Source organism: uncultured Bradyrhizobium sp. (genome assembly GCF_936928535.1).
Lineage (GTDB): Bacteria > Pseudomonadota > Alphaproteobacteria > Rhizobiales > Xanthobacteraceae > Bradyrhizobium.
The window spans coordinates 1-22,661 of the sequence record NZ_CAKZHY010000153.1; the positions used below are offsets into that span (position 1 = coordinate 1).

The following is a 22,661-nucleotide window of genomic DNA, read 5'->3' on the forward strand; positions in this document are numbered from 1 at the left end:
CCAGAGTCCCTCCGCGGAACCAGCCTGGATTGCTTCGCTGCGCTCGCAATGACGACGGGAGAGAGTTCGCGCCTACCGCACCACGCCCGACGTGAACCCGGCCTTCCGCCGCGGCGGCTTGATGTCCTTTTTCAGGAAGCAGCGCGCCTCGCGCCCGGTATAGCCCGGGCGGGCATAGGTGAAAGCGCGGCATTTGTTGTCGGCGGTGCAGGCGGCCTTGCAGGCCTCCTCGCCCTCGCCTTCCTTCAGATCGAAATTGCGCAAATCGCCGCCGGGGCGGTCGATCGAGGTCTCGACGCCCTCGACGCGCGGCTCGATCACGCCGGCACCGCGCACCCCGGAGATGCAGCAATTGGCGGGCTGTCGCGGCGGCACGGTATTCTTGAGCCAGCACACCGCGGCGGCCCCATCGATATCAGGATAGGCGAAGCTCCAGGCGCGACAGCGGCGATCGCGCTCGCAAAGCAGCGCGCAATCCTCGGGATCACCCGATGCGACCGGCGTGTTGAAATAATCACCGCCGGGCCGGTCGAACGCCGTCTGGGCGCGCGCAGGGATGCTCGCAAAGGCGAGCGCAAGCAGCGTGACACAGGCCACGATGCAAGCCATGACGGCCCCAAGCAGGCGGCCCTTCCCCATCGGAACAGCTTTCGAGTTATTGACGACGCTCAGATTTTTCGGCCCGTCATTTGATCGCCGCAAACCTGTACGGGCGATGAACGGCTGAGAGCCCGGCCGTTGGCCTATTTGCCTAGAATGGAATGGAAAGGGCGCTAGAACGCGTATTCCGCGTAGGCCGGTTCCACCGAGCCCTTCCAGGCGCCGTTGAACTTTTCGAGCATCTCCTCGGCAGGCGTACGGCCGGAATCGATGATGCGATCGAGCGGCTCCAGATGCCGGGTTTCATCGCGGCCGATCGCATCGATGCGGCCGCGCCGGCGCAGGCCCGCATGTGCCAGAACGAGGCATTCCTTGGCGATCTCGAACAGATAGCGGTCCTTGATCCGCGCCTTGAAGCCGAAGCGCGGCACATCGTCGCGCAGAGCCTGGCGCTCAGGCGCGGTCCAGTGCTTCACCATGTCCCAGGCCGCATCGAGCGACACGTCGTCATAGAGCAGTCCGGCCCAGAATGCCGACAGCGCCGGCAGACGGCCCCACGGGCCACCATCCGAACCGCGCATCTCGAGATAACGCTTGAGCCGCACCTCGGGGAAGATCGTCGAGAGATGATTGGCCCAGTCCGACAGCGTCGGACGTTCGCCGGGCAGGTTGTTGTTGCGACCATCGAAGAAGGCACGGAACGAGGAGCCCGACACGTCGATATATTCGTCGCCGCGCTTGACGAAATACATGGGCACGTCGAGCGCGTAGTCGACATAGCGCTCGAAACCCATGCCGTCCTCGAACGCCCACGGCATCATGCCGGCGCGTGCGTTGTCGGTGTCGCGCCAGATTTCGGAGCGGAACGACAGGAAGCCGTTGGGCTTGCCTTCCGTGAACGGTGAATTGGCGAACAGGGCGGTCGCGACCGGCTGGAGCGCGAGCGAGACGCGCAGCTTCTTGACCATGTCGGCTTCGGAGGAGAAGTCGAGATTGGTCTGCACCGTACAGGTCCGATACATCATGTCGAGGCCGTATTGGCCGACCTTCGGCATGTAATTGGTCATGATCTTGTAACGGCCCTTGGGCATGACAGGGATGTCGGCGCGCGACCAGGACGGCGTCATGCCGAGGCCGAGGAAGCCGATGCCGAGCGGGGTTGCGATCTCGCGCACCTGCGCCAGATGCGCCATCAGCTCGCTCTGGGTCTGGTGCACGTTCTCGACCGGCGCGCCTGACAGCTCGAACTGGCCACCCGGCTCCAGCGAGATCGCGCCGCCCCCGGTGACGTCATAGAGACCGATGATGTTGCCCTTCTCCATGATCGGCTCCCAGCCGAGCAGGAGCTTCATGCCTTCGAGCAGCGCACCGATGCCGCGCGCGCCTTCGTACGGAACCGGGCGGTGGTCTTCGAGCGTGAACGGCGTCTTCTCGTGCTCGGTACCCATACGGAATTCGGACGGGTCCTTGCAGCCGGCCTCGAACCACGCAACGAGCTCGTCGCGCGATTGCAGCGGCGTCATATCGATCTGGTCTCGCGCCATATCAAACTCTAATCAAAAGGGCGCTTCGATCGAAGGCGCGCGGGTGACGGGGATGGTCCGCGAACCCACCGGGCGCGCGGACGAGATGGTTTGCCGCGTGGTCATCGCGACGGCGTGGTTTCGTTGACGTTGACGACAGGCGGCAGCTTCATCTCGCCGCACGAGCAGCCCAGCCGGTCGAGCAGACCGCTGAGCTTGACGGCATCGGCATCGGAGAGTTTCGAGCCGACATATTTCTCGATGGCAGCCGAGTAGGCGCCCCACATCCGCTTCTGCAATTCGCGGCCGGCCTCCGTGATCTCGACGAACTGGCCGCGCTTGTCGATCTGGCATTCGCGCCTTGAGGCGAGCCCCTCGTCGACCAGGCGGTCGATCAGCCGCGAGGTGGAGTATTGCGGGATCAGCATCTGCCGTTCGAGTTCCACCGGCCGCAGCTCGCCGCTCGGCGCGCGCGACAATTCAAGCAGCGCGTCGTACCATGCCAGTGGCGGGAACCCGGCCTTCTTCAGGTCCTGCTCCACGCAGTCGAGCACGCGGCTCTGCACCCGCATCAGGCGGATCCAGGCACTGGTTGCCTCGGTTGATGGTTTGCGTTTCATGGTCCCGCTCAAGATCGTCGTCCGCTTCTTACCCCACTCGATGCACCTGCATCAATCTTGACTATTGCATGCAAGTGCATGTAGGCGTTGTTTCGCCCCAACCAAGCGTCAAGAGGAGGAAATTCCATGAAACTGTATTACTCGCCCGGCGCCTGCTCGCTGTCCCCCCATATCGCGCTTCTGGAGGCCGACCTGCCCTATGAGCTGGTCAAGGTCGATATCCGGGCCAAGAAGCTCGAGAACGGTGAAGACTATCTGAAGGTCAATCCGAAGGGTCAGGTCCCCGCGCTGGGCCTCGATAGCGGGGAGATCGTGACCGAAGGCCCGGTCATTGTCCAGATGATCGCCGACAAGGCCCCGGCCAAGGCGCTGGCGCCGGCGCGCGACAGCTCGGAACGCTACAAGCTGCTCGAATGGCTGAACTTCCTCACCTCCGAGGTGCACAAGAGCTTCGGCCCGATGTTCGCGCCGGCGCTGAACGACGAAGCCAAGGCGTTCTTCAAGGACCGTGTCATGGGCAAGCTGAAGCACATCGACAGTCAGCTCGCCGGCAAGGACTACCTCATGGGCAAGCAGTTCTCCGTCGCCGACGGCTATCTCTTCACGATGCTGACCTGGGGCGACCGGATGAAGTTCGACCTCTCCGCCATGCCCAACCTCACCGCCTACAAGGCTCGCGTCGCGGCCCGGCCGAAGGTCCAGGAAGCGCTGACCAAGGAAGGGCTGGCGCAGGCAAAGTAAGCCCGCAACAAGGACGGAACACGCGAAAGGCCGGATCGAGGATCCGGCCTTTGTCGTTTCTGCGTCGTCGAGATGTCGTCAGGCCGCGGCCTTCCTCGGCGCAAAACGGCCGTAGAAGGTCTCGCCTTTCGCCGCCATCTCTTCCAGCAGCTTCGGCGGCGTGAAACGCGAGCCGTACTTGGCTTCGAGCTTGTGGCAGAGCTCGACGAACTTTTTCGTGCCCATGAAGTCGATATAGGACAACGTGCCGCCGGTGAACGGCGCGAAGCCGAAGCCGAGGATCGAGCCGACATCCGCTTCGCGCGGATCGGTGATGACGTGGTCCTCGACGGTGCGCGCGGCTTCCACCGCCTGCACCACCAGGAAGCGCTGCTTCAGCTCCTCGACGTCGAGCGTATCGGGGTCGAGCTGCTTGGGCTGCAGGGCGGAGAGGCCCGGCCACAGGCTCTTCTGGCCCTTACCTTCCGGATAGTCATAGAAGCCCTTCTTGTTCTTGCGGCCGAGGCGGCCCTGCTTCTCGACCATCTCGACCATCAGCTTCTTCTGGTCGGGGTTGATGGCGTTGGGGCCGAGATCGGCTTCGGTCGCCTTCATGATCTTGAGGCCGAGGTCGAGCGCGACCTCGTCCGAGAGCGAGAGCGGGCCCACCGGCATGCCGGCCATCTTGGCACAGTTCTCGATCATCGCCGGCGGAACGCCTTCGAGGAACATCTCGTTGCCTTCGGCGACGTAGCGGCCGACGCAACGATTGGCGAAGAAGCCGCGGCTATCGTTCACCACGATCGGCGTCTTGCCGATCTGGCGGACGTAGTCGAGCGCGGTCGCGAGCGCGACATCGCCGGTGTTCTTGCCCTTGATGATCTCGACCAGCATCATCTTCTCGACCGGTGAGAAGAAGTGGATGCCGACGAACTTGCCCTGGTCCTTGAAGCCCTCGGCCAGTGAGGTGATCGGCAGCGTCGAGGTGTTCGAGGCGAAGATCACGTCCGGCTTGAGGTATTCCTGCGCCTTGGCAAACGTCTCCGCCTTGACCTTGCGGTCCTCGAACACGGCCTCAATCACGAGGTCGACGTCCTTCAGCGCCGCATAGTCCGCGGTCGGCGTGATGCGCGCGAGCAGCTTCTCGGCATCATCAGGCTTGGCGCGGCCCTTCTTGATCTGGTCTTCGATCACCTTCTGCGCATGCGCCTTGCCCTTGTCGGCGCTTTCCTGATCGCGATCGATCAGAACGACGTCGAGCCCAGCGCGGGCCGAGACGTAACCCACGCTCGCGCCCATGAAGCCGGCGCCGATCACTGCGATCTTCTTCACCTTGGTGGCGGGCACGTCCTTCGGACGGCGCGCACCCTTGTTGAGCTCCTGCATCGAGAGGAACAGGCTGCGGATCATCGCGGCCGCTTCCTTCGAACGCAGCACCGAGGTGAAGTAGCGCGACTCGACGCGCAGCGCGGCGTCGATCGGCAACTGCAGGCCCTCATAGACGCAGCTCATGATCGCGCGCGCGGCCGGATAATTGTCGTAGGTCTCGCGGCGATAGATCGCGTTGCCGGCCGGGAACATCATCATGCCGGCCTTGGAGAAGACAGGACCGCCCGGGAGCTTGAAGCCCTTCTCGTCCCAGGGCGCGACGGCCTTGCCGCCGCCCTTGATCCAGTCTTTCGCGGCCTTGATGAGATCGGCGGCAGGGACGATGGCGTGAATCAGATTCAGCGCCTTCGCCTTTTCGATCGTGACAGGGTCACCCTTGAGCAGGATGGTCATCGCATCCTGCGGGGGCACCAGGCGCGGCACGCGCTGCGTGCCGCCGGCGCCGGGGAACAGGCCGACCTTGACCTCGGGCAGGCCGAGGCGGGTCTTGGGATTCTCCGTGGCGACGCGGTAGTGACAGCACAGCGTGATCTCGAAGCCACCGCCGAGCGCGAGGCCGTTGATCGCGGCTGCCCACGGCTTGCCCGACGTTTCGATCGAGCGCAGCACCTGGGAGAAGCGGCGGCTCTGCTCGAACAGCATCTGGTTCGCCGCAGTCTCGCCCTGCTCCTTGAAGACCTTGGCGTAGGCTTGGTTCATGCCCTCGAGCATGGAGAGGTCGGCGCCGGCGCAGAACGCCTCTTTCGCCGAAGTGATGACCACGCCCTTCACCGCGGCATCGGCGGTCGTCTCCTTGACGATCGCGTCCAGCTCGCTGGTGGAGGTCTCGTCGAGCACGTTCATCGAACGGCCCGGGATATCCCAGGTGACCAGCGCGATGCCGTCGGAATCGGTCTCAACCTTGAAATTCTTGTAAGCCATGTCGGTTGCTCCCCTTTCCCTTAGACGCGCTCGATGATGGTCGCGGTGCCCATGCCGCCGCCGATGCACAGCGTGACGAGAGCGGTGGACTTGTTGGTGCGCTCGAGCTCGTCGAGCACGGTGCCCAGGATCATCGCGCCAGTGGCCCCGAGCGGATGGCCGAGCGCGATGGCGCCGCCATTGACGTTGATCCTGGCGTTGTCGATGTCGAAGGCCTGGATATAGCGCAGCACGACCGAGGCGAAGGCTTCGTTGAGCTCGAACAAATCGATATCCGACTTCTTCATGCCGGAACGCGCGAACAGCTTTTCGGTGACGTCGACCGGACCGGTCAGCATCATCGCCGGCTCCGAGCCGATATTCGCGAATGCACGGATCCTGGCACGCGGCTTCATGCCATACTTGGCGCCCGCCTCCTTGCTGCCGAGCAGCACGGCGCCGGCGCCGTCGACGATGCCCGACGAATTGCCGGCATGGTGCACGTAATTGACGCGCTCGATCTCCGGATGCGACTGCACGGCGACGCCGTCGAAGCCGCCCATCTGCGCCATCATCGTGAACGACGGCTGCAACTGCGCCAGCGACTGCATCGTCGTCGAGGGACGCATATGCTCGTCCTTGGCGAGGATGGTGAGGCCGTTGATGTCCTTCACCGGCACGATGGATTTGTTGAAGCGGCCTTCGTCCCAGGCCTTGCCCGCGCGCTGCTGGCTCTGCACGGCATAGGCGTCGACATCGTCGCGCGAGAAGCCGTATTTGGTGGCGATCAGATCGGCCGAGACGCCCTGCGGCATGAAGTAGGCCGGCACCGCCATCGAGGGGTCCATCGGCCAGGCGCCGCCGGAGGCGCCGATGCCGACGCGGCTCATGGATTCGGCGCCGCCACCGATCACCAGCTCATGCTGGCCGCTCATGACCTGGGCTGCGGCAAAGTTCACCGCGTCAAGGCCGGAGGCGCAGAAACGGCTGATCTGCACGCCGGGGACGGCTTCCCCGAGACCGGCCTTCAGCGCGGCAAAGCGCGCGATGTCGCTGCCGGCCTCGCCGACCGGATCGACCACGCCGAGCACGACGTCGTCGACGGAATCTTCCGGAAGGTTGTTGCGGTCCTTGAGCGCCTTCAGCGGCACAGTGGCGAGCGCCAGCGCCGTGACTTCGTGCAGCGCGCCGTCCGCCTTGCCGCGGCCGCGGGGGGTGCGAACGTGATCGTAGATGAATGCCTCAGGCATGACGCCCTCCTGATCTGTTGTTCGAATTCTGGTAGCGCGGAAGCAGGCTCAGAATGCTTCCGCCGGCAATTCCATGATGGTGGCGCAGCCGGACTGGATGCGCGCGAGATTGGCCGCGGTCTCCGGCAGCATCCGCTCCATGAAGAAGCGGCCCGTGACGAGCTTGGTCGAGAGATAGGGCGTCGCGCCGCTCTCGGCAATCTTGGCATGCGTTACCTTCGCCATCTTCGCCCACATATAGCCGAGCGTGACGAAGCCGAAGAGATGCAAATAGTCGGTTGCGGCGGCGCCCGCATTGTCGGGCTTCATCATCGCGTTCTGCATCAGCCAGGTCGTGGCCTGCTGGAGATGGCCGAGCGAGGTCGAGAGCGGGGTGATGAAGGGCTTCATCGCCTCGTCGCCGCTATTCTCCTTGGCGAACGCGCCGACCTCGCCGAAGAACGCCATGATGGCGCGGCCACCGTCGCGCGGCAGCTTGCGGCCGACGAGGTCGAGCGCCTGGATGCCGTTGGCGCCTTCATAGATCATCGCGATGCGGGCATCGCGCACGAACTGCTCCATGCCCTGCTCGGCGATATAGCCGTGGCCGCCATACATCTGCTGCGCCTGCACCGCGTTGGCGAAGCCGTAGTCGGTGAGGAAGCCCTTCAGCACGGGGGTCATCAGGCCCATGTGATCGTCGGCGGCCTGACGGTCCTTCGGGTCTTCGGAGCGATGGGCGACGTCGCTCTTCAGCGCGGTCCACATCACGAAGGCGCGCGCGGCCTCGTTGAAGGCGCGGATCGAGAGCAGCGTGCGGCGGACGTCGGGATGCACGATGATCGGGTCGGCCGGCTTGTCCGGCGCCTTCACGCCTGACAGCGCGCGGCCCTGGAGGCGCTCGCGGGCATAGGCGACCGCGTTCTGATAGGCGACTTCCGACTGCGCGAGGCCCTGCACGGCGACGCCGAGCCTCGCCTCGTTCATCATCACGAACATGCCCTGCATGCCCTTGTTCTCTTCGCCGATCAGCCAGCCGGTGGCGTTGTCGTAGTTCATCACGCAGGTCGAGTTGCCGTGGATGCCCATCTTGTGCTCGATCGAGCCGCAGACGACGCCGTTGCGTGCGCCGAGCGAACCATCGGCGTTCACCATGAATTTCGGCACCACGAACAGCGAGACGCCCTTGATGCCTGATGGCGCGCCCTCGATGCGGGCGAGCACGAGGTGGATGATGTTGGAGGCCAAGTCATGCTCGCCGGCCGAGATGAAGATCTTGGTGCCCGTGATCTTGAAGCTGCCGTCGGCCTGGCGCACCGCCTTGGTGCGCAGCATGCCGAGATCGGTGCCGCAATGCGGCTCGGTCAGGTTCATGGTGCCGGTCCATTCGCCCGCCACCATCTTCGGCACGTAGGTCTGCTTCTGCTCCGGCGAGCCGTGGACGATCAGCGCGGCGGTCGCGCCCATGGTGAGGCCGCCGTACATCGAGAACGCCATGTTGGCGGAGATCTGGAATTCGTTGACCGCTTGACTCAACGTTACCGGCAGGCCCTGGCCGCCGAACTCGGTCGGTGCCGACAGGCCAAGCCAGCCGCCTTCGGCGACCTGCTTGAAGGCGTCCTTGAAACCCTTCGGCGTGGTGACGCTGCCGTCGTCCGCGCGCTTGCAGCCTTCGAGATCGCCGATGCGATTGAGCGGCTGCAGCACCTCTTCGGCGAGCTTGGCGGCCTCGCCGAGGATCGCTTCACGCACGTCGCTCGAGGCGTCGGAGAAGCCGGCGAGGTTGTCGTAGCGGTCGATCTGGAAGACGTCGTTGAGCAAGAAGTTTACGTCTTCGACGGGGGCTTTGTAGATCGGCATGATGGTCTCCCGGCAAGCCTTGAAGTGGTGATGCTGAATTAGGACTGGGCAGCGGCGAGCTGCTCCGCCATCAGGCGGTGCAGCATGTTGATGGCCTTGAGCGGACGCACCATCACCTTGAAATGGGTGATGCGCCCCTCACTATCGAAAGTGATGATGTCGACGCCGTTGATCTCGATGCCGTCGATCATGGTCTTGAATTCGAGCACGGCGCCGCGGTCGCTTCGCCATTCTCCGACATAAATGAAGCCGGGACCGCCGAGCACCTTCTCGGCGCTGGCGAGGTATTTGAAGGTGATGTCGCGTCCGCGTTGCGGGGTGTGCACGACAGGGCTTTCGAACACGGCGTCAGGATGCAGCAGCTCCCACAACGCCTTGGTGTCGTGAGACCTCATGTAGGCGTACCAGGAGTCGAGGCCGGTCATTGTCAGGTGCCTCCCAATAGGGCTTTGGCAAAACGCGAAAACAACCCCATGCACAGTAGCGCTAAGGGTCTTCTTCCGGGGGTCTGGCGCCCCACCTCATATGCACATTGACGCATATGCGTCGATACGCATAAAGTCAAGCTGGTTGGTTAAGGCTGCAGGGGGGCAGGACACATGGCGCTGGGCGACGCGATCCTCGCATGCCTGACGGAACGTCCGATGACGGGCTACGAGCTCGCCAAGACGTTCGATTCCTCGATCGGCTTCTTCTGGAAGGCCGACCACCAGCAAATCTACCGCGAGCTCTCCAAGCTGCGCGACCGCGGCTACATCCAGGGCCGCGAGGTGGTGCAGACAGGCAAGCCCAATAAGCTCATCTATACGCTGACTCCCGAAGGCCGAACAGCGCTGCGGCACTGGGCCGCGCGACCGAGCACCCCGCCCTCGATCAAGGACGACCTGCTGATCCGGCTGCATGCGCTCGACAGCATCGACATCGAGCCGATCCGCACCGATCTGATGGACCGGCTGGAGCACCATCGCGACCGGCACGAGAACTACGAGCGGATCCTGAAGAAGCGTTTTCCAGAAGGCACCGCCTCCGATGTGCTCGACCTTGGCAATCTCCTGCTGCTGCGTCTCGGCGCGCGGCACGAGCAGATGGTGGCGGACTTCTGCGAAGAGGCGCTCGATGCGCTGTCGGCGATGTCAGGCAAGGACAAGGGGACCGGCACGGTGGTGCCGCTGGACGACGGCAAGCGGGAGAAGGGCTGAGGCTGGATCCGCCAGTTTCGCCAAGTCTCCGCTGTCATCGCCCGGCTCGACCGGGCGATCCAGTACTCCGAGACGACGCGGCTGGAATCGAGCCGCCGCGGCGTACTGGATCGCCCGCCTTCGCGGGCGATGACAGGAGGGGAGGTTCCCGCCGCCCAACTTTAAGACACCGGCGGCGGCTTCCTTAACCCGTTGTTTACCGTAACCGACAAAAGTCGGATTTCGAGGCAGACGACCCGCGCCAAATCCGATTGTCTTTCAACCGGCACGCGTGGGGAGACTGGAGGCGTCGGGTGGGGCGCCGGAGTCGGAACCGGACAGAGTCATGAATTCGCGCGTATCGTGGAGTGTTGACGGTATCGATCCATCCGTCAGGGAGCGGGCCGAAGCTGCTGCGCGCCGCGCCGGCATGTCACTCAACGATTGGCTGAACTCCACGCTCGGCGAGACTGCGCCGCCGAATTTTCGCGGTCCCTACGAGCAGCCGCGTCAGGATCAACGCCAGGATCCGCGCTCAGCACCGATGCAGAGCCAAGAATTTAGTCAGGAGAGCCGGGAAGTCGCCGACATCCATCAGCGGCTCGACGCGATCACCCAGCAGATCGAACGGATTTCAAAGCCCGTCGCGCCGCGCCAGGATTCTTCACGCCAAGATTCTTCTCGTGAAAGAGATGTCTCGCGCGAGCAGGGCGTCGCCCGCCAGCTCAACGACGCGATCTCGCGGCTCGACGCCCGCCTGTCGCAGATCTCGCGGCCCCCACAGCCGCAACCGCAGCAGCCGCAGCAGCCGCAGCAGCCGCAGGCACAGCGTCCGGCACCGAGCCCCGTCGAATCGCGCCAGCGCCAGGCCGATGCGGTCGAGCGCGCGGCCGCGCAAGTCTATCGCAACTCGCCACCCTTGAGCCCCGCGTCGTTCGACGTCGCTGTCGCCGAGATCACCGCGCGGCAGAGCGAGCTCGACGGATTCGCACCGCGGCAATTGCCGCCCCGCGCCACGCCGTCGATCGCACCCTCTGCGGCTCCCTACGCGGCCCCGATGGCACCAATGGCGCCGCCTGCGCCTGCCTACGCTCCGCCGCCACCGCAGCCGGGGCCGGATTTCTCGTCGCTCGAACGCCATCTGCTCAAGATCACGAGCCAGATCGAGTCGCTCCAGCGGCCGGACAATACCGAGCAGGCGATCAACGGCTTCCGCGCCGAACTCGCCGAGATCCGCAACGCCATCACCGAGGCGATGCCGCGCCGCGCGATCGAATCGATCGAGAACGAGATCCGCTCGCTGCACCGTCGCATCGACGAGACCCGCTCCAACGGCACCGACGGCCAGGTGCTGTCGGGCATCGAGCGCGCGCTGTCCGACATCAAGCAAGTGCTGCGCACGCTGACGCCGGCCGAGCAGCTCACCGGCTATGACGAGGCGATCCGCAACCTCGGCGCCAAGCTCGATTTGATCCTGCGCGCCAATGACGATCCTTCGACGGTGCGCCAGCTCGAAGGCGCGATCTCGGCGCTGCGCGGCATCGTCTCCAACGTCGCCTCCAACGAAGCGCTGGCGCGGCTCTCCGAGGACGTGCAGCTGTTGTCGTCCAAGGTCGACCAGGTCAATCGCGCCTCGGACCGCGGCGACAGCTTTGCCGTGCTGGAGCAGCGCATCGCCGCGCTCACGGCCGCGCTGGAAACGCGCGAGCGGCCGCAAGCCGCCGAGAGCACCGAACATCTGGAAGCGGCGATCCGCGCGCTGTCCGACCGTTTCGACCGGATGCAGGTCGGCAACGATTCGGCATCGACCTTTGCGCATCTCGAGCAGCGCGTCTCCTACCTGCTGGAGCGGTTGGAAGCCGCTTCGGATCAGCGCGGCGGCAATTTCAGCCGCGTCGAGGACGGGCTGCACGACATCCTGCGCCACCTCGAGCGTCAGCAGGCGACCTATTCCGCGCTGGCCGAGAGCCGCAATGCGGCACCGTCGCCCGATTCCGGCATGGTCGATCTCGTCAAGCGCGAGCTCTCCGATATCCGCTACAGCCAGGCCGAGACCAACCGCAGCACCCAGGATTCGCTGGAGGCCGTGCACAACACGCTCGGCCATGTCGTCGATCGCCTTGCCATGATCGAAGGCGATCTGCGCGCAGTGCGATCAGCGCCGCCGGCCGCTGCGCCGATGCCGATGGCTGCGCCCATGCCAGCGGCCGCGTCTATGCCGATGGCCGCTCAGCTCGAGCCGGCGCCGGTGGCACGCGAGCAATGGCAACCCCAACCGCCGCAGCCGAAATACGATCCGAAGCCTGAGCTGCCTAATCCGGCCGCCCAGCAGCAGCACCAGTCCGGCTTCGTCGCCGCGCCGCGTGAATTCCATGCCGCCGCGCCCGCAGCGCCGCCGCTGGTGCCGATGGCACAGCCAGTTCCGCCGCATGCGATCAGCGAGATCCTCGAGCCGCACACCGCGCCGGCCCGCGCCGCGATTGCGCCCGAACTGCCGCCGGATCATCCGCTCGAGCCCGGCACGCGTCCGACCGGTCGGCCCGCCACGCCGTCCGAGCGCATTGCCGCGTCCGAAAGCGCGATCAGCGAAATCCCCGCCGCACCGAAAGAGCCGGTGTCGTCGTCGAGCTTCATTGCCGCCGCACGGCGCGCCGCGCAAGCTGCTGCCGCACAGCCACAGGAAAAGCCCGCCCGCGGCGTCAAGGCTGCGATCGCTGCGCGCACCAAGGACAAGGCTCAAGGAAAAGCACCGGCCGCAGGCTCGGAAGGCGGCTCGACCATCACGTCAAAGATCCGCTCGCTGCTGGTCGGCGCCAGCGTGGTCGTGATCGTGCTCGGCACGTTCAAGATGGCGATGAACCTTCTGGACGGCGGTAGCCCGCCGCCGGCGCCGGCGCCGCAGGCGATGGAAAATACGAGCCAGCCGGCGCCACAGGCGCCGCCGCCGGTCGAGACCAAGCCCGCCGCGCCCGAGCAGGTCACGCCGTCGATGACCTCGCCGACGCCGATCGGCAAGCAGTCGCTGAACAATGCCGCGCCGGCACCGAACTCCGGCAGCACGGCTTCGGTCGAAATTCCGCCCGCGCCTTCTGCAGCAACACCACCTGCGCCGGCGACCAACAGCGACGTCACCGGCGCGCTGTCGGGCACGAGCCGCGCACGGCTAGGTGTGGTCCAGGTCCCGCCGAGCGAGAAGCTGCCCGACGGCATCGCCGGTCCCGCCCTGCGCGTCGCCGCGATGAAGGGCGATGCGACGGCCGCCTACGAGATCGGCGTACGCTATGCCGAGGGCAAGGGCGTGGCTGCGAATTACGACGAAGCCGCAAAATGGTACGACCGTGCATCGCAGGCCGGCGTGGTGCCCGCAACCTTCCGCCTCGGAACGCTCTATGAAAAGGGCTTAGGGGTGAAGAAGGACGCCGACATCGCCCGCCGCTATTACACCCAGGCCGCCGAGCGCGGCAACGCCAAAGCGATGCATAATCTCGCGGTGCTCGACGCCGATGGCGGCGGACACGGCGCCAACTACAAGAGCGCGGCGCAGTGGTTCCGCAAGGCCGCCGACCGCGGCGTCGCCGACAGCCAGTTCAACCTCGGCATCCTCTACGCCCGCGGCATCGGCGTGGAGCAGAACCTCGCCGAATCCTACAAATGGTTCACCCTCGCCGCCGGACAGGGCGATGCGGATGCGGCGACCAAGCGCGACGACGTCGCCAAACGCCTCGACCCGCAATCGCTCGCCGCCGCCAAGCTCGCGATCCAGACTTTCAGCGCCGAGCCGCAGCCCGATGACGCCGTCAACGTTGCGGCGCCCGCCGGCGGCTGGGACAGCGCTCCGCAGGCCGCCGCAAAGCCGGCGCCGAAGCCGGTCGCGACGAAGAAGTCGGCGTCAGCCGCGCGTTAATCTCCATCCTCCGTCGTCCTGGCGAAAGCCAGGACCCATAACCACCGAATTCAGTTTGGCGAAGGCTGGCAGTCATTCGGCGCCGATCGGTCACTGCGAGTCGTCGCAACAACTTCCCCCTGGGGTAATGGGTCCTGGCTTTCGCCAGGACGACGATGAGGGCTACGGCGCCTCCACCACCGTCGGCACGCCGGGCTCCAGGAGCCGCAACCGCGTGCCGAAACCAAGCACGTCGAACGTCTTGCGCAGATCCTCGCCGTTCTGGCGGAAATGCGCCCAGCCTTCGGTGTGCACGGGCACGATCATGGCATCTGGAAACGCGCGCGCGGTCTCGATGGTGTCGTTGGTGTCCATGGTGAGATGGAACGGGCCACGCGTCTGCGCTGCGCCCGCAAAGGGCATCACCACACCGCATTTGAAGCGGCGCGCTACTTCGGCAACGCCGTCGAACCAGGTGGTGTCGCCGCTGATATAGACGGGACGCGTATCTTTCCGGCTCGACTGCACCACGAAACCGATGACATCGCCCGATAGTGGCTCGATGCCGGCAGGACCGTGACGCGCCGGCGTCGCCGTGATGGTCAGCGTGTTGCCGTCGTCATCCTTCAGATGTGCGGTCGCCCAGGGCGCGAGGCCCTCGACATGGCCGCCGAGGCGTTTTGCGCCGGCCTCGGTGGTCAGCGCACGCGGCGCTTGCAGCAGGTAGTCGCGGCCTGAATTGTCCAGATTATCCGAGTGCTGGTCGTGGCTGAGCAGCACGGCATCGATGGGGCCGATCGCGTCGGCCCTCATCGCCGGGCCGATCGTCTTCTCCAGCTTCACGTGCGGCAATTGATAGGCGCCGGGCGCATCGAAGGTGGGATCGGTGAGCAGGCGAAAGCCGTCGATCTCGATCAAGGCGGTGGGGCCGCCGATCAGGGTGATGGAAACAGGCATGAGGGGAACTCCTCTTACACGACGGGCTTTGCGGGGCGCGTCACCAGGTAAATGCCGAGCGCCACCGGAATGATCCCCAGCAAGTCGCGCGCTTCGACGTGTTCGCCGAGCACGAGATACGCGAACAGCATGCCGAGCGGCGGCATCAGGAAATGATAGGCGCTGGCCGCGGTCGCGCCACACACTTTCAGGAGATGAAACCACAGCCAGTAGGCGAGGATCGAGCCGCCGAGCACGAGGAAGGCGAACGCGCCGATCAGGCCCGGGGTGAAATCGATCGCATGGACGTCCGCGAAGGTCAGCGCAACAGGCGTCAGCACGATGCCGGCCGCGAGATTCTGCACGCCGTTGCCGATCCAAAGGCTTCCCTTCGGCGCGAACAATTTGAACAGGATGGTTCCTGATACGATGGAGGCGAGCGAGGCCAGCGTAAAGAGGATGCCGTGCAGCGAGTCCGTGCCGACCGACAGGCGATGCCAGACGATAGCCGTGACGCCGATGATGCCTAGCAAGAGGCCGCTGGCCTTGCGCCAGGTCATGCCCTCGCCGAGCAACAGCGCCGCGAGCGCGGCCGTGAACACCGGATTGGCCGAGACGATCAGGCCGCCGAGGCCGGCGGAGACCGATTGCAGGCCGGTGTAGCCGAGCCCGAGATAGAGCGCGTTGTTGGCGATGCCGAGCACGGCAAAGATCACCGCGTCACGCCATGACAGAGACCAGTCACCGCGGACCAGCGTGGCGCCCAGGATCAAGATGCCGGCGAGCGAGAAGCGCGCGGCGAGCAGGATCAGCGGCGGGCAATGGGTGACGCCGATCTTGCCGGCGACGAAGGCGTAGCTCCACAGCAGGCAAAACAGGCCGATGGCGAGCGGCAACGTGTTGAAGCGGCTGCGGGGGGCGGGAAGCGAGGTGGCGAGGGACATGGGGTATTCTCCTAGGCCCTCGATCTAGGGAGGCCGCTTGCCATTTGGAAATTAAATGATTAACTCGCGATCAGTGGATTTTCGAATGAGAGATACTATGCTGGATCTGGAGCTCCTGCGCAGCTTCGTCTCGGTGGTCGAGGCCGGCGGCTTCACCCGCGCAAGCGAGCGCGTCCACCGCACCCAATCGACCGTCAGCCAGCAGATCAAGCGGCTGGAGGAGGACGTCGGCCAGGTGCTGCTGCACCGTGATGGCAAGGACGTGCGCCCCACCGAGGCCGGCGAGCGGCTGCTATCCTATGCCCGGCGGCTGTTATCACTGGCGGAAGAGGCGCGCGACGTGCTGCGCGAGCCCGACGGCGGCGCGGTCCGGCTCGGCATTCCCGAGGACTTTGCTGCATATCGTCTGGCCAAACTGCTGGGCGCGTTCGCGCGCTCGCATCCGAACCTGCGGCTCGACGTGCGCGCCGACCAGAGCAAGAACCTCGCCCGCGATCTCGAGCGCGGCGAGCTCGATCTTGCGCTCTACAAGCGCGAGGCCGGCGGCAAGGATGCCATCGCGGTGTGGCCCGAGCAGGTGCACTGGGTCACCAGCAAGAGCCATCCTGTCGACATCAACGTGCCTTCAGTGCCGCTGATCGGCTTTCCGCTCGGCTGCCTCTACCGCGCCGGCGCGATCCATGCGCTGGAAAGCGCCGGCCGGGCCTGGCACATGTCCTACATGTCGTCGAGCCTCGCCGGCATCCAGGCCGCAGTCGCCGCCGGCATGGGCCTGAGCATTCTCTCGGAGATGTCGATCCAGTCAGACCATCGCGTCCTGACGGCAAAGGACGGCTTTGCGCCGATCAGCAAGACCGAGGTGGCACTGATGGCCGCACCGAACGCCAGCTCCGCGACGCTGCGGCTGGCGGATCGCTTGGCGGAGTTCTGCGAGGACGTGCAGGCGAAGGCGGCATGAGGGGGAAGGATCGTTTTGCCGTTGCCAAACGAGCGGTCTCGTAGGGTGGGCAAAGGCGCAAAGCGCCGTGCCCACGATCCCTATGCAATTGGCTGGTGGTGGGCACGCTACGCTTTGCCCACCCTACGACAGCACGACCTTCAATAACACCTTGACGCGGCGATCGCGTGCACGCGGCGGTCGCCCAGCAAATGCGCGACAAAGCCGTTCCTTGGAAAGATCCTTGCGAACGCCGCATCGCGGATGCTGAGGCCGCCGGCATAGGCGCCGAAGGCGGGCATCACGGCGCGCATTCCGTCGCTGGCAAAGCACCGCCGCTCCATCGAGCGGCCGCGCGCGGAGACGCGGGCCTTGGGATGGAGATGGCCGGCGATCTCGCCATGTGCACCCGTGGGCTCGTGGCGGAAGGTGATCGGGCCGATGGCGACCTCGTCGGCGACAGTGCCACCGAGATCGCGCGGCAGCATCGGATCATGATTGCCCGAGATCCAGATCCAGTCGCGCCCCGTCTGGAGCGCGGCGACGGCGTCACAGTCATCTGCGGACAGGCGCTCATGCGCGGAGCGATCATGAAAGCTGTCGCCGAGCGCGATGACGATTTTGGGGTTATGGCGGGAGATGACAGCAGCGAGCCGGCTGAGCGTGGCCAGCGTGTCGTAAGGCGGCAGCAGCACGCCGCGCATGGCGAAGCTGGAACCCTTTTCGAGATGAAGGTCGGAGACGACGAGCAGGCGCTGCTCTTCCCAGAACAGCGCACCGGAGAGATCGGCCGCGAAGGTCACATCGCTGATGCTGACCCTGGCAACGCGCATGTCGTCGTCATCTCCCGAAATCAGCGCGCCCAACGTCACTTCAAAACCTGCTTCTATCCCATCGCCTCTTTGACCAGCTCGTCGGCCGCTTCGGCCAAGAGCTCGTCTGCAGCTTCGCCATAAACTGACTCGCGGCCGATTTCCAGCATCACGGGGACGGCGAGCGGAGAGACGTGGTCGAGTTCCCGATGGGTGATGCGGCCCTGGATGCGCATCAGCATGTCGCTGAGGCGGCGCAGATCGAGCAGGCCGGTGGCGGCATCGGCGCGCGCGGCGCGCAAGAGGACGTGATCGGCCTGGTGCTTGCGCAGCACGTCGTAGACGAGGTCGGTGGAGAACAACACCTGGCGGCGGCTCTTCTCTTCGCCGGTATGGCGGCGCGCGATCAGACCGGAGATGATCGCGCAATTGCGGAAGGTGCGCTTCATCAGCGCGGATTCGGCAAGCCACGCTTCGAGGTCGTCGCCGAGCATGTCAGGATCGAACAGCGCGTTGAGATCGATGCGGCCATCGCGAATCATGAAGGAGAGATCGCCGAGTCCCCAGATCGCCACCGCATATTCGTTGGCGACAAAGCCGAGCGGCCGCGCGCGGGCGCGCTCCAGCCGGCGCGTCAAGAGCATGCCGAGCGTTTGGTGCGCGAGGCGGCCTTCGAAAGGGTAGCAGACGATGTAATGCTTGTTGGCGCGCGGAAAGCTCTCGACCAGCAGCTCGCGCACGGCGGGCACGCGCGAGGCCTCCTTTTGCAGCGACAGCCAGTCGCGCACCTGCTCCGGCAAGCCCTTCCACGCACTGGAATCGTCGAGCAGACGGCGAACGCGTTCGGCAAGATAGGTCGAGAGCGGGAACTTGCCGCCCATATAGGACGGCACTTTCGGATCCTTGTCATGGGCGCGCGAGACATAGACCTGGTCCTCGACCAGGGTCTCGTAGCGCACCACCTCGCCTGAGAATACGAAGGTGTCGCCGGGCGAGAGGCCTTCAATGAAGGCTTCCTCGATCTCACCGAGCAAGCGACCGCCCCGCGCGATCACACCGGTCGAGCCGCTACCGCCGCCGCGCGAACGCACCAGCCGCACCTTCAGCATATCGTCCTCGACGATGGTGCCGACATTCATCCGGTAGCTCTGTCGCACTTTTGGGTTGGCGACGCGCCAGCGGCCCTCCTTGTCCTGCTTGATGCGGGCGAAGCGCTCATAGCTTTTCAGGGCATATCCACCCGAGGCGACGAAATCGACGACGTCGTCGAAATCCTGCCGCGTGAGGTCCGCGTAGGGCGCGGCCGTGCGGACTTCGTTGAAGAGATCATCGCTGAAGAACGGCTCGCCGCAGGCACAGCCGAGCACGTGCTGGGCAAGCACGTCGAGCGCGCCGATGCGCAGGGGCGGCGTGTCCTGCGCATTCTCGGCGATGGCATCGATGGCGACGCGACATTCCAGCACCTCGAAACGATTGGCCGGCACCAGCACGGCGCGCGAGGCCTCGTCGAGGCGGTGGTTGGCGCGGCCAATGCGCTGCATCAGGCGCGACGATCCCTTGGGCGCGCCGATATTGACGACGAGATCGACGTCGCCCCAATCGACGCCGAGATCGAGCGAGGAGGTGCAGACCACGCCGCGCAGTTTTCCGGCCGACATCGCGTCCTCGACCTTGCGCCGCTGCGCGACGTCGAGCGAGCCGTGATGCAGCGCGATGGCGAGGCCGTCGTCGTTCATGCTCCAGAGATTCTGGAACAGCATCTCGGCCTGGCTGCGGGTGTTGACGAAGACCAACGTGGTCTTGTTCTGCTTGATCAGCTCATAGATTTCGGGGAGCGCGTGACGCGCGCTGTGGCCGGCCCAGGGCAGCCGCTCGCGCGTGTCGAGCATCTCGACTTGCGGCGGCGCCGCGCCGCCGGCGACGACGATGTCGGCCGCGACTTCCTTGCCCTCTGGCTGCGGCACTAGGAAACGCGCAAGCTGGTCCGGCTCGGCCACGGTCGCCGACAGGCCGATGGCGCGCATCTGCGGCGCCAGCCGCCATAGCCGCGCAAGACCCAACGACAGCAAATCGCCGCGCTTGGACGTCACCAGCGCGTGCAGCTCATCGAGCACGACGCGCTTGAGCGAGGAAAACAAGAACGGCGCGTCGTCGGAGGACAGCAGCAAAGCGAGCTGCTCCGGCGTCGTCAGCAGGACATCAGGCGGATAACGCCGCTGTCGCTGACGCCGCGACACCGGGGTGTCGCCGGTGCGGGTCTCGACCTTGATCGGGAGATTCATCTCGGCGATGGGACGTTCGAGGTTGCGGGCGATATCGACGGCGAGCGCCTTCAGCGGCGAGATGTAGAGCGTGTGCAGGCCACCGCTGCGCTGGACGCTGCGGCCGGTGGAGACGACCGATTTCGCCGGCGTCGCAGGCGCGGCACTCAACTCCACCAGCGTCGGCAGAAATCCCGCCAGCGTCTTGCCGGCGCCGGTCGGCGCGATCAGCAGAGCCGATCGATCCTCGCGCGCCTTCTCCAGCAGCGCGAGCTGATGTTCACGCGGCGTCCAGCCGCGGGCCGTGAACCACTTCTGGAAGCGGTCGGGCAGCAGCGTCGCCGGCTCGGCCGGGATTTTGAGGATGCGGGGCGGCACGGCTTAAGAGGTAAGCCGTGGGGGCGGGTTCGTCGAGGGGTGGGAGGGTCTCGTAGGGTGGGCAAAGCGAAGCGTGCCCACGTTCTGTTGCTGAATACAGAAAGATCGTGGGCACGGCGCGCGAAGAGCGCGCCTTTGCCCACCCTACGGCATCTCGATTGTGGCGGCCCTACTCGACCACCGGCTTGTCCGAGACTTCCCAGTCCTTGCCGTTGAAGATCTGGGTGAACAGCGTCTTCATCGGCGTGTAGTCGTCGGGCGTGTAGCTGTAGGTGACGCCGTCAAGGAAGAAGGGCGAGTGGAAGCCGTTAAGGTTTGATGCCTGCTTCAGCACGTTGGCGCGGGTCAGATCATCGCCGCAGCGGCGCAGGATCTCGCCCATGGTGACGGCCTGGCCGTAGCCGGCATAGGCGATGGTGTTGTCGGGCGCGATGTTCGGCAGATATTTCTTGCGCAGCTCCTCGAACGCCATGGGGCCCGCATCCTTCTCCCAACGACCGGGCCCGGCATCCTTCGCATAGCTGATCGAGACGATGTCCTTGGCATTCTCGAAGCCCGCGGCGCTGAGGATGGATTTGCCGGTCGAGCCGGCCGACAGCAGCTGCAGCGGCTTCCAGTCAAGTTCGGCGACTTTGCGGATCGACTGCGACGTCGCCTTGCCCGTCGTGATGTTGTAGAAGACATCGGCGCCCGACTTCGACAGATTGATGAGCTGGGAATCGACCGTGGGATCGGTGAGATCGTAGGTCTGCTCCATGATGACAGATGCTGTACCGCCGGCGTCGGCCAGCGTTTTCTTGAAGGGGCCCAAGAAGTCGCGGCCGAAATCGTCGTTCTGGTAGAGGATGCCGATCTTCGCGTTCGGCTTCACGGCGAGGACGTGCTTGGCGAGGATGCGCGCTTCGGTCGGATAGAGCGGCAGGCCCGCCATCGTCCATTTGAACTCCTTCGGGTTATTCCACTTGGAGGCGCCGGTGTTGAGCAGGAGCTGCGGCACGCCCTTGGAGTTCAGATATTTGTGCACGGCGGTCTGCGGCGCGGTGCCGAGCGAGCCGTAAAGCGCAAGCACCTCCTCCTGCTCGACGAGGCGCCGCGTCGCCTCGACGCATTTCGGTGCGCTGTAGGCATCGTCGAGCGTGAGGAAATTGATCTTGCGCCCGTTGATGCCGCCACCTTCGTTGAGCATCTGGAAATAGGCCTCGCCGACGCGCCCGAGCACGCCGTAAAGCGAGCCGGGGCCGGAATGCGGCACGGTCTGACCGATCTTGATCCCGGTGTCGCTGGCGCCGGCATCGTATTTTTTCTCTGCGGCCCAGACGTAAGGCGCGGGCAGAACGGATGCGGCAAGAGTGGCGAGCGCGGCGGCGCTGACATCGCGCCGCGATGGATTTTTGGTCATTGTTGTTCCTCTCCCTGGTGCGCGCATTGTGCTGGGAACGCAGCGCAGCTCGCAAGTCCGAAGACGCGGCTTTGCGACGCAATGACGCTGAAATCAGAGTGAGATAGCGCCTAGACTCAAGTTTTCTCTTCTTTCTCGGCGACGACGACGAGACCGCGCACCGGCTCGTTGTTCTCGTTGCGCGGCGACGCCGGTTCGAGTGTCAGAAGCTTCAGTCCGGCCTTCGCAATCGCACTGCGCACATATTCCGCCGAATGGGCATAGCGCAGGCCCTCGCCGAGCACGATGCCATCGCCGTCGTGCGTCTCCAGCGTGAAGGCGAGCGTGCCGCCTGCAACGAGCACGCGCCTGGCTTCGTTGAGAACAGGCGCGAGATCGGAGAGATAGACGAAGGCGTCCGCGGCGACGACGAGGTCCGCACTCGCATCAGGCTTGGTGCGCAGGCCCTCGATCATGTCGGCGATTTCGAGTTCGGCATAGAGCCCGGTGGCGCGCGCTTCCTTGATCATGCCTGATGACAGATCGATGCCGATGAAATGGTCGACCTGCTTGGCGAAGGCCTGCGCCGCAAGCCCGGTGCCGCAGCCGAGATCGATGGTGCGCTTGAAGAAGGCCGGCTTCTTCGCCGCGACGCGCGCGGCCAGCACCGCCTTGAAGATCAGCGCGGGCGCGCGATAGCCGAGATCATTGATCAGCGCGTGCTCGAAGCGCGGCGCGTATTGGTCGAACAGCGCCTGCACATAGGCCTTGGGCATTTCGGAGAGCTGGGCGTCGCCGAGCCGGATCAGGTGCAGGCCGGCGCCGTGCTGGTCCTCGGGGTCTGATCGCCGCGCTTCACGAAAAGCGGCGATCGCCTTGTCGCGCTCGCCGAGCTGCTGGCGGATCTCGCCGAGCGTGAACCAGGCCGAGGTGAAATTTGGTGCAAGCTCGATGGCCTGCTCGAGCAGGTCGGCGGCGGCGGGCAGATCGCCCTTGAGCTGGAGGTCGCGCGCGAACTCGAAACGGCGGTCGGCCATGAGATCGCCGGAGGTCAGGAACAGGCGGAGCGGCATTGGAGGAACCGAAGGAAGACTCGAAGAGTTGGCGGCGCAG

At 65.2% G+C, this 22,661-nt stretch carries 17 protein-coding genes; 4 read left to right on the forward strand and 13 right to left on the reverse strand.

Annotated elements, in window-relative coordinates; translation table 11 throughout:
- Positions 1 to 72: 72 nt before the first annotated feature.
- The 3 genes from Q0687_RS29120 to Q0687_RS29130 all read right to left on the reverse strand — a co-directional run bounded on the left by Q0687_RS29120 (position 73) and on the right by Q0687_RS29130 (position 2,743).
- On the reverse strand, positions 73 to 639 hold the full coding sequence (locus Q0687_RS29120; RefSeq protein ID WP_298884868.1) for a PAN domain-containing protein: 567 nt from the start codon (positions 637 to 639) through the stop codon (positions 73 to 75).
- A gap of 134 nt (positions 640 to 773) precedes the next feature.
- Positions 774 to 2,144: a glutamate--cysteine ligase gene (locus tag Q0687_RS29125; protein WP_298884869.1), complete on the reverse strand. Its 1,371-nt coding sequence runs from the start codon at positions 2,142 to 2,144 to the stop codon at positions 774 to 776.
- A 101-nt stretch (positions 2,145 to 2,245) separates the two neighbouring features.
- The gene (locus Q0687_RS29130) at positions 2,246 to 2,743 is read right to left on the reverse strand and encodes a MarR family winged helix-turn-helix transcriptional regulator (protein WP_298884870.1); all 498 of its coding nucleotides are present in this window, start codon (positions 2,741 to 2,743) and stop codon (positions 2,246 to 2,248) included.
- A gap of 126 nt (positions 2,744 to 2,869) precedes the next feature.
- Between Q0687_RS29130 and gstA the strand changes: the two genes are divergently transcribed.
- Positions 2,870 to 3,484, forward strand: a complete 615-nt coding sequence (gene gstA / locus Q0687_RS29135) for a glutathione transferase GstA (protein ID WP_298884872.1) — start codon at positions 2,870 to 2,872, stop codon at positions 3,482 to 3,484.
- Between the two features lie 78 nt (positions 3,485 to 3,562).
- Here gstA and Q0687_RS29140 read toward each other — a convergent pair whose 3' ends face one another.
- Genes Q0687_RS29140 through Q0687_RS29155 form a run of 4 tightly spaced genes read right to left on the reverse strand, consistent with a single transcriptional unit; the run spans position 3,563 to position 9,266 of the window.
- On the reverse strand, positions 3,563 to 5,773 hold the full coding sequence (locus Q0687_RS29140; protein ID WP_298884874.1) for an FAD-dependent oxidoreductase: 2,211 nt from the start codon (positions 5,771 to 5,773) through the stop codon (positions 3,563 to 3,565).
- Positions 5,774 to 5,793: 20 nt separating this feature from the next.
- Positions 5,794 to 7,002, reverse strand: coding sequence for an acetyl-CoA C-acetyltransferase (locus tag Q0687_RS29145; RefSeq protein ID WP_298884876.1), 1,209 nt, complete (start codon positions 7,000 to 7,002; stop codon positions 5,794 to 5,796).
- Positions 7,003 to 7,050: 48 nt separating this feature from the next.
- Entirely contained in the window at positions 7,051 to 8,841 is a 1,791-nt protein-coding gene (locus tag Q0687_RS29150; RefSeq protein ID WP_298884877.1) for an acyl-CoA dehydrogenase C-terminal domain-containing protein, read from the reverse strand.
- Positions 8,842 to 8,879: 38 nt separating this feature from the next.
- Positions 8,880 to 9,266: a nuclear transport factor 2 family protein gene (locus tag Q0687_RS29155; RefSeq protein ID WP_298884878.1), complete on the reverse strand. Its 387-nt coding sequence runs from the start codon at positions 9,264 to 9,266 to the stop codon at positions 8,880 to 8,882.
- Between the two features lie 174 nt (positions 9,267 to 9,440).
- On the opposite strand from Q0687_RS29155, the gene Q0687_RS29160 reads away from it, so the two are divergent.
- Positions 9,441 to 10,040 carry a PadR family transcriptional regulator gene (locus tag Q0687_RS29160; protein ID WP_298884879.1) on the forward strand — a complete coding sequence of 200 codons (600 nt, stop codon included), beginning with the start codon at positions 9,441 to 9,443 and terminating at the stop codon, positions 10,038 to 10,040.
- Between the two features lie 325 nt (positions 10,041 to 10,365).
- A complete protein-coding gene (locus tag Q0687_RS29165; RefSeq protein ID WP_298884881.1) occupies positions 10,366 to 13,923 on the forward strand; it encodes a hypothetical protein in 3,558 nt (1,185 codons plus the stop codon).
- A gap of 162 nt (positions 13,924 to 14,085) precedes the next feature.
- Here Q0687_RS29165 and Q0687_RS29170 read toward each other — a convergent pair whose 3' ends face one another.
- Both Q0687_RS29170 and Q0687_RS29175 read right to left on the reverse strand, forming a co-directional pair.
- Positions 14,086 to 14,859 (reverse strand): MBL fold metallo-hydrolase, encoded by a 774-nt coding sequence (locus Q0687_RS29170; protein ID WP_298884882.1) that lies wholly within the window; start codon positions 14,857 to 14,859, stop codon positions 14,086 to 14,088.
- A 14-nt stretch (positions 14,860 to 14,873) separates the two neighbouring features.
- A complete protein-coding gene (locus Q0687_RS29175; protein ID WP_298884883.1) occupies positions 14,874 to 15,782 on the reverse strand; it encodes a DMT family transporter in 909 nt (302 codons plus the stop codon).
- A 97-nt stretch (positions 15,783 to 15,879) separates the two neighbouring features.
- On the opposite strand from Q0687_RS29175, the gene Q0687_RS29180 reads away from it, so the two are divergent.
- Entirely contained in the window at positions 15,880 to 16,740 is an 861-nt protein-coding gene (locus tag Q0687_RS29180) for a LysR family transcriptional regulator (protein WP_298884902.1), read from the forward strand.
- Positions 16,741 to 16,880: 140 nt separating this feature from the next.
- Here Q0687_RS29180 and pdeM read toward each other — a convergent pair whose 3' ends face one another.
- The 4 genes from pdeM to Q0687_RS29200 form a co-directional block, all read right to left on the reverse strand.
- A complete protein-coding gene (gene pdeM / locus Q0687_RS29185; protein WP_298884884.1) occupies positions 16,881 to 17,552 on the reverse strand; it encodes a ligase-associated DNA damage response endonuclease PdeM in 672 nt (223 codons plus the stop codon).
- A 53-nt stretch (positions 17,553 to 17,605) separates the two neighbouring features.
- A complete protein-coding gene (locus tag Q0687_RS29190) occupies positions 17,606 to 20,170 on the reverse strand; it encodes a ligase-associated DNA damage response DEXH box helicase (RefSeq protein WP_298884887.1) in 2,565 nt (854 codons plus the stop codon).
- A 169-nt stretch (positions 20,171 to 20,339) separates the two neighbouring features.
- A complete protein-coding gene (locus tag Q0687_RS29195; RefSeq protein WP_298884889.1) occupies positions 20,340 to 21,569 on the reverse strand; it encodes an ABC transporter substrate-binding protein in 1,230 nt (409 codons plus the stop codon).
- 116 nt (positions 21,570 to 21,685) lie between these two features.
- Positions 21,686 to 22,621, reverse strand: a complete 936-nt coding sequence (locus Q0687_RS29200) for a methyltransferase domain-containing protein (RefSeq protein WP_298884891.1) — start codon at positions 22,619 to 22,621, stop codon at positions 21,686 to 21,688.
- Positions 22,622 to 22,661 lie beyond the last annotated feature (40 nt).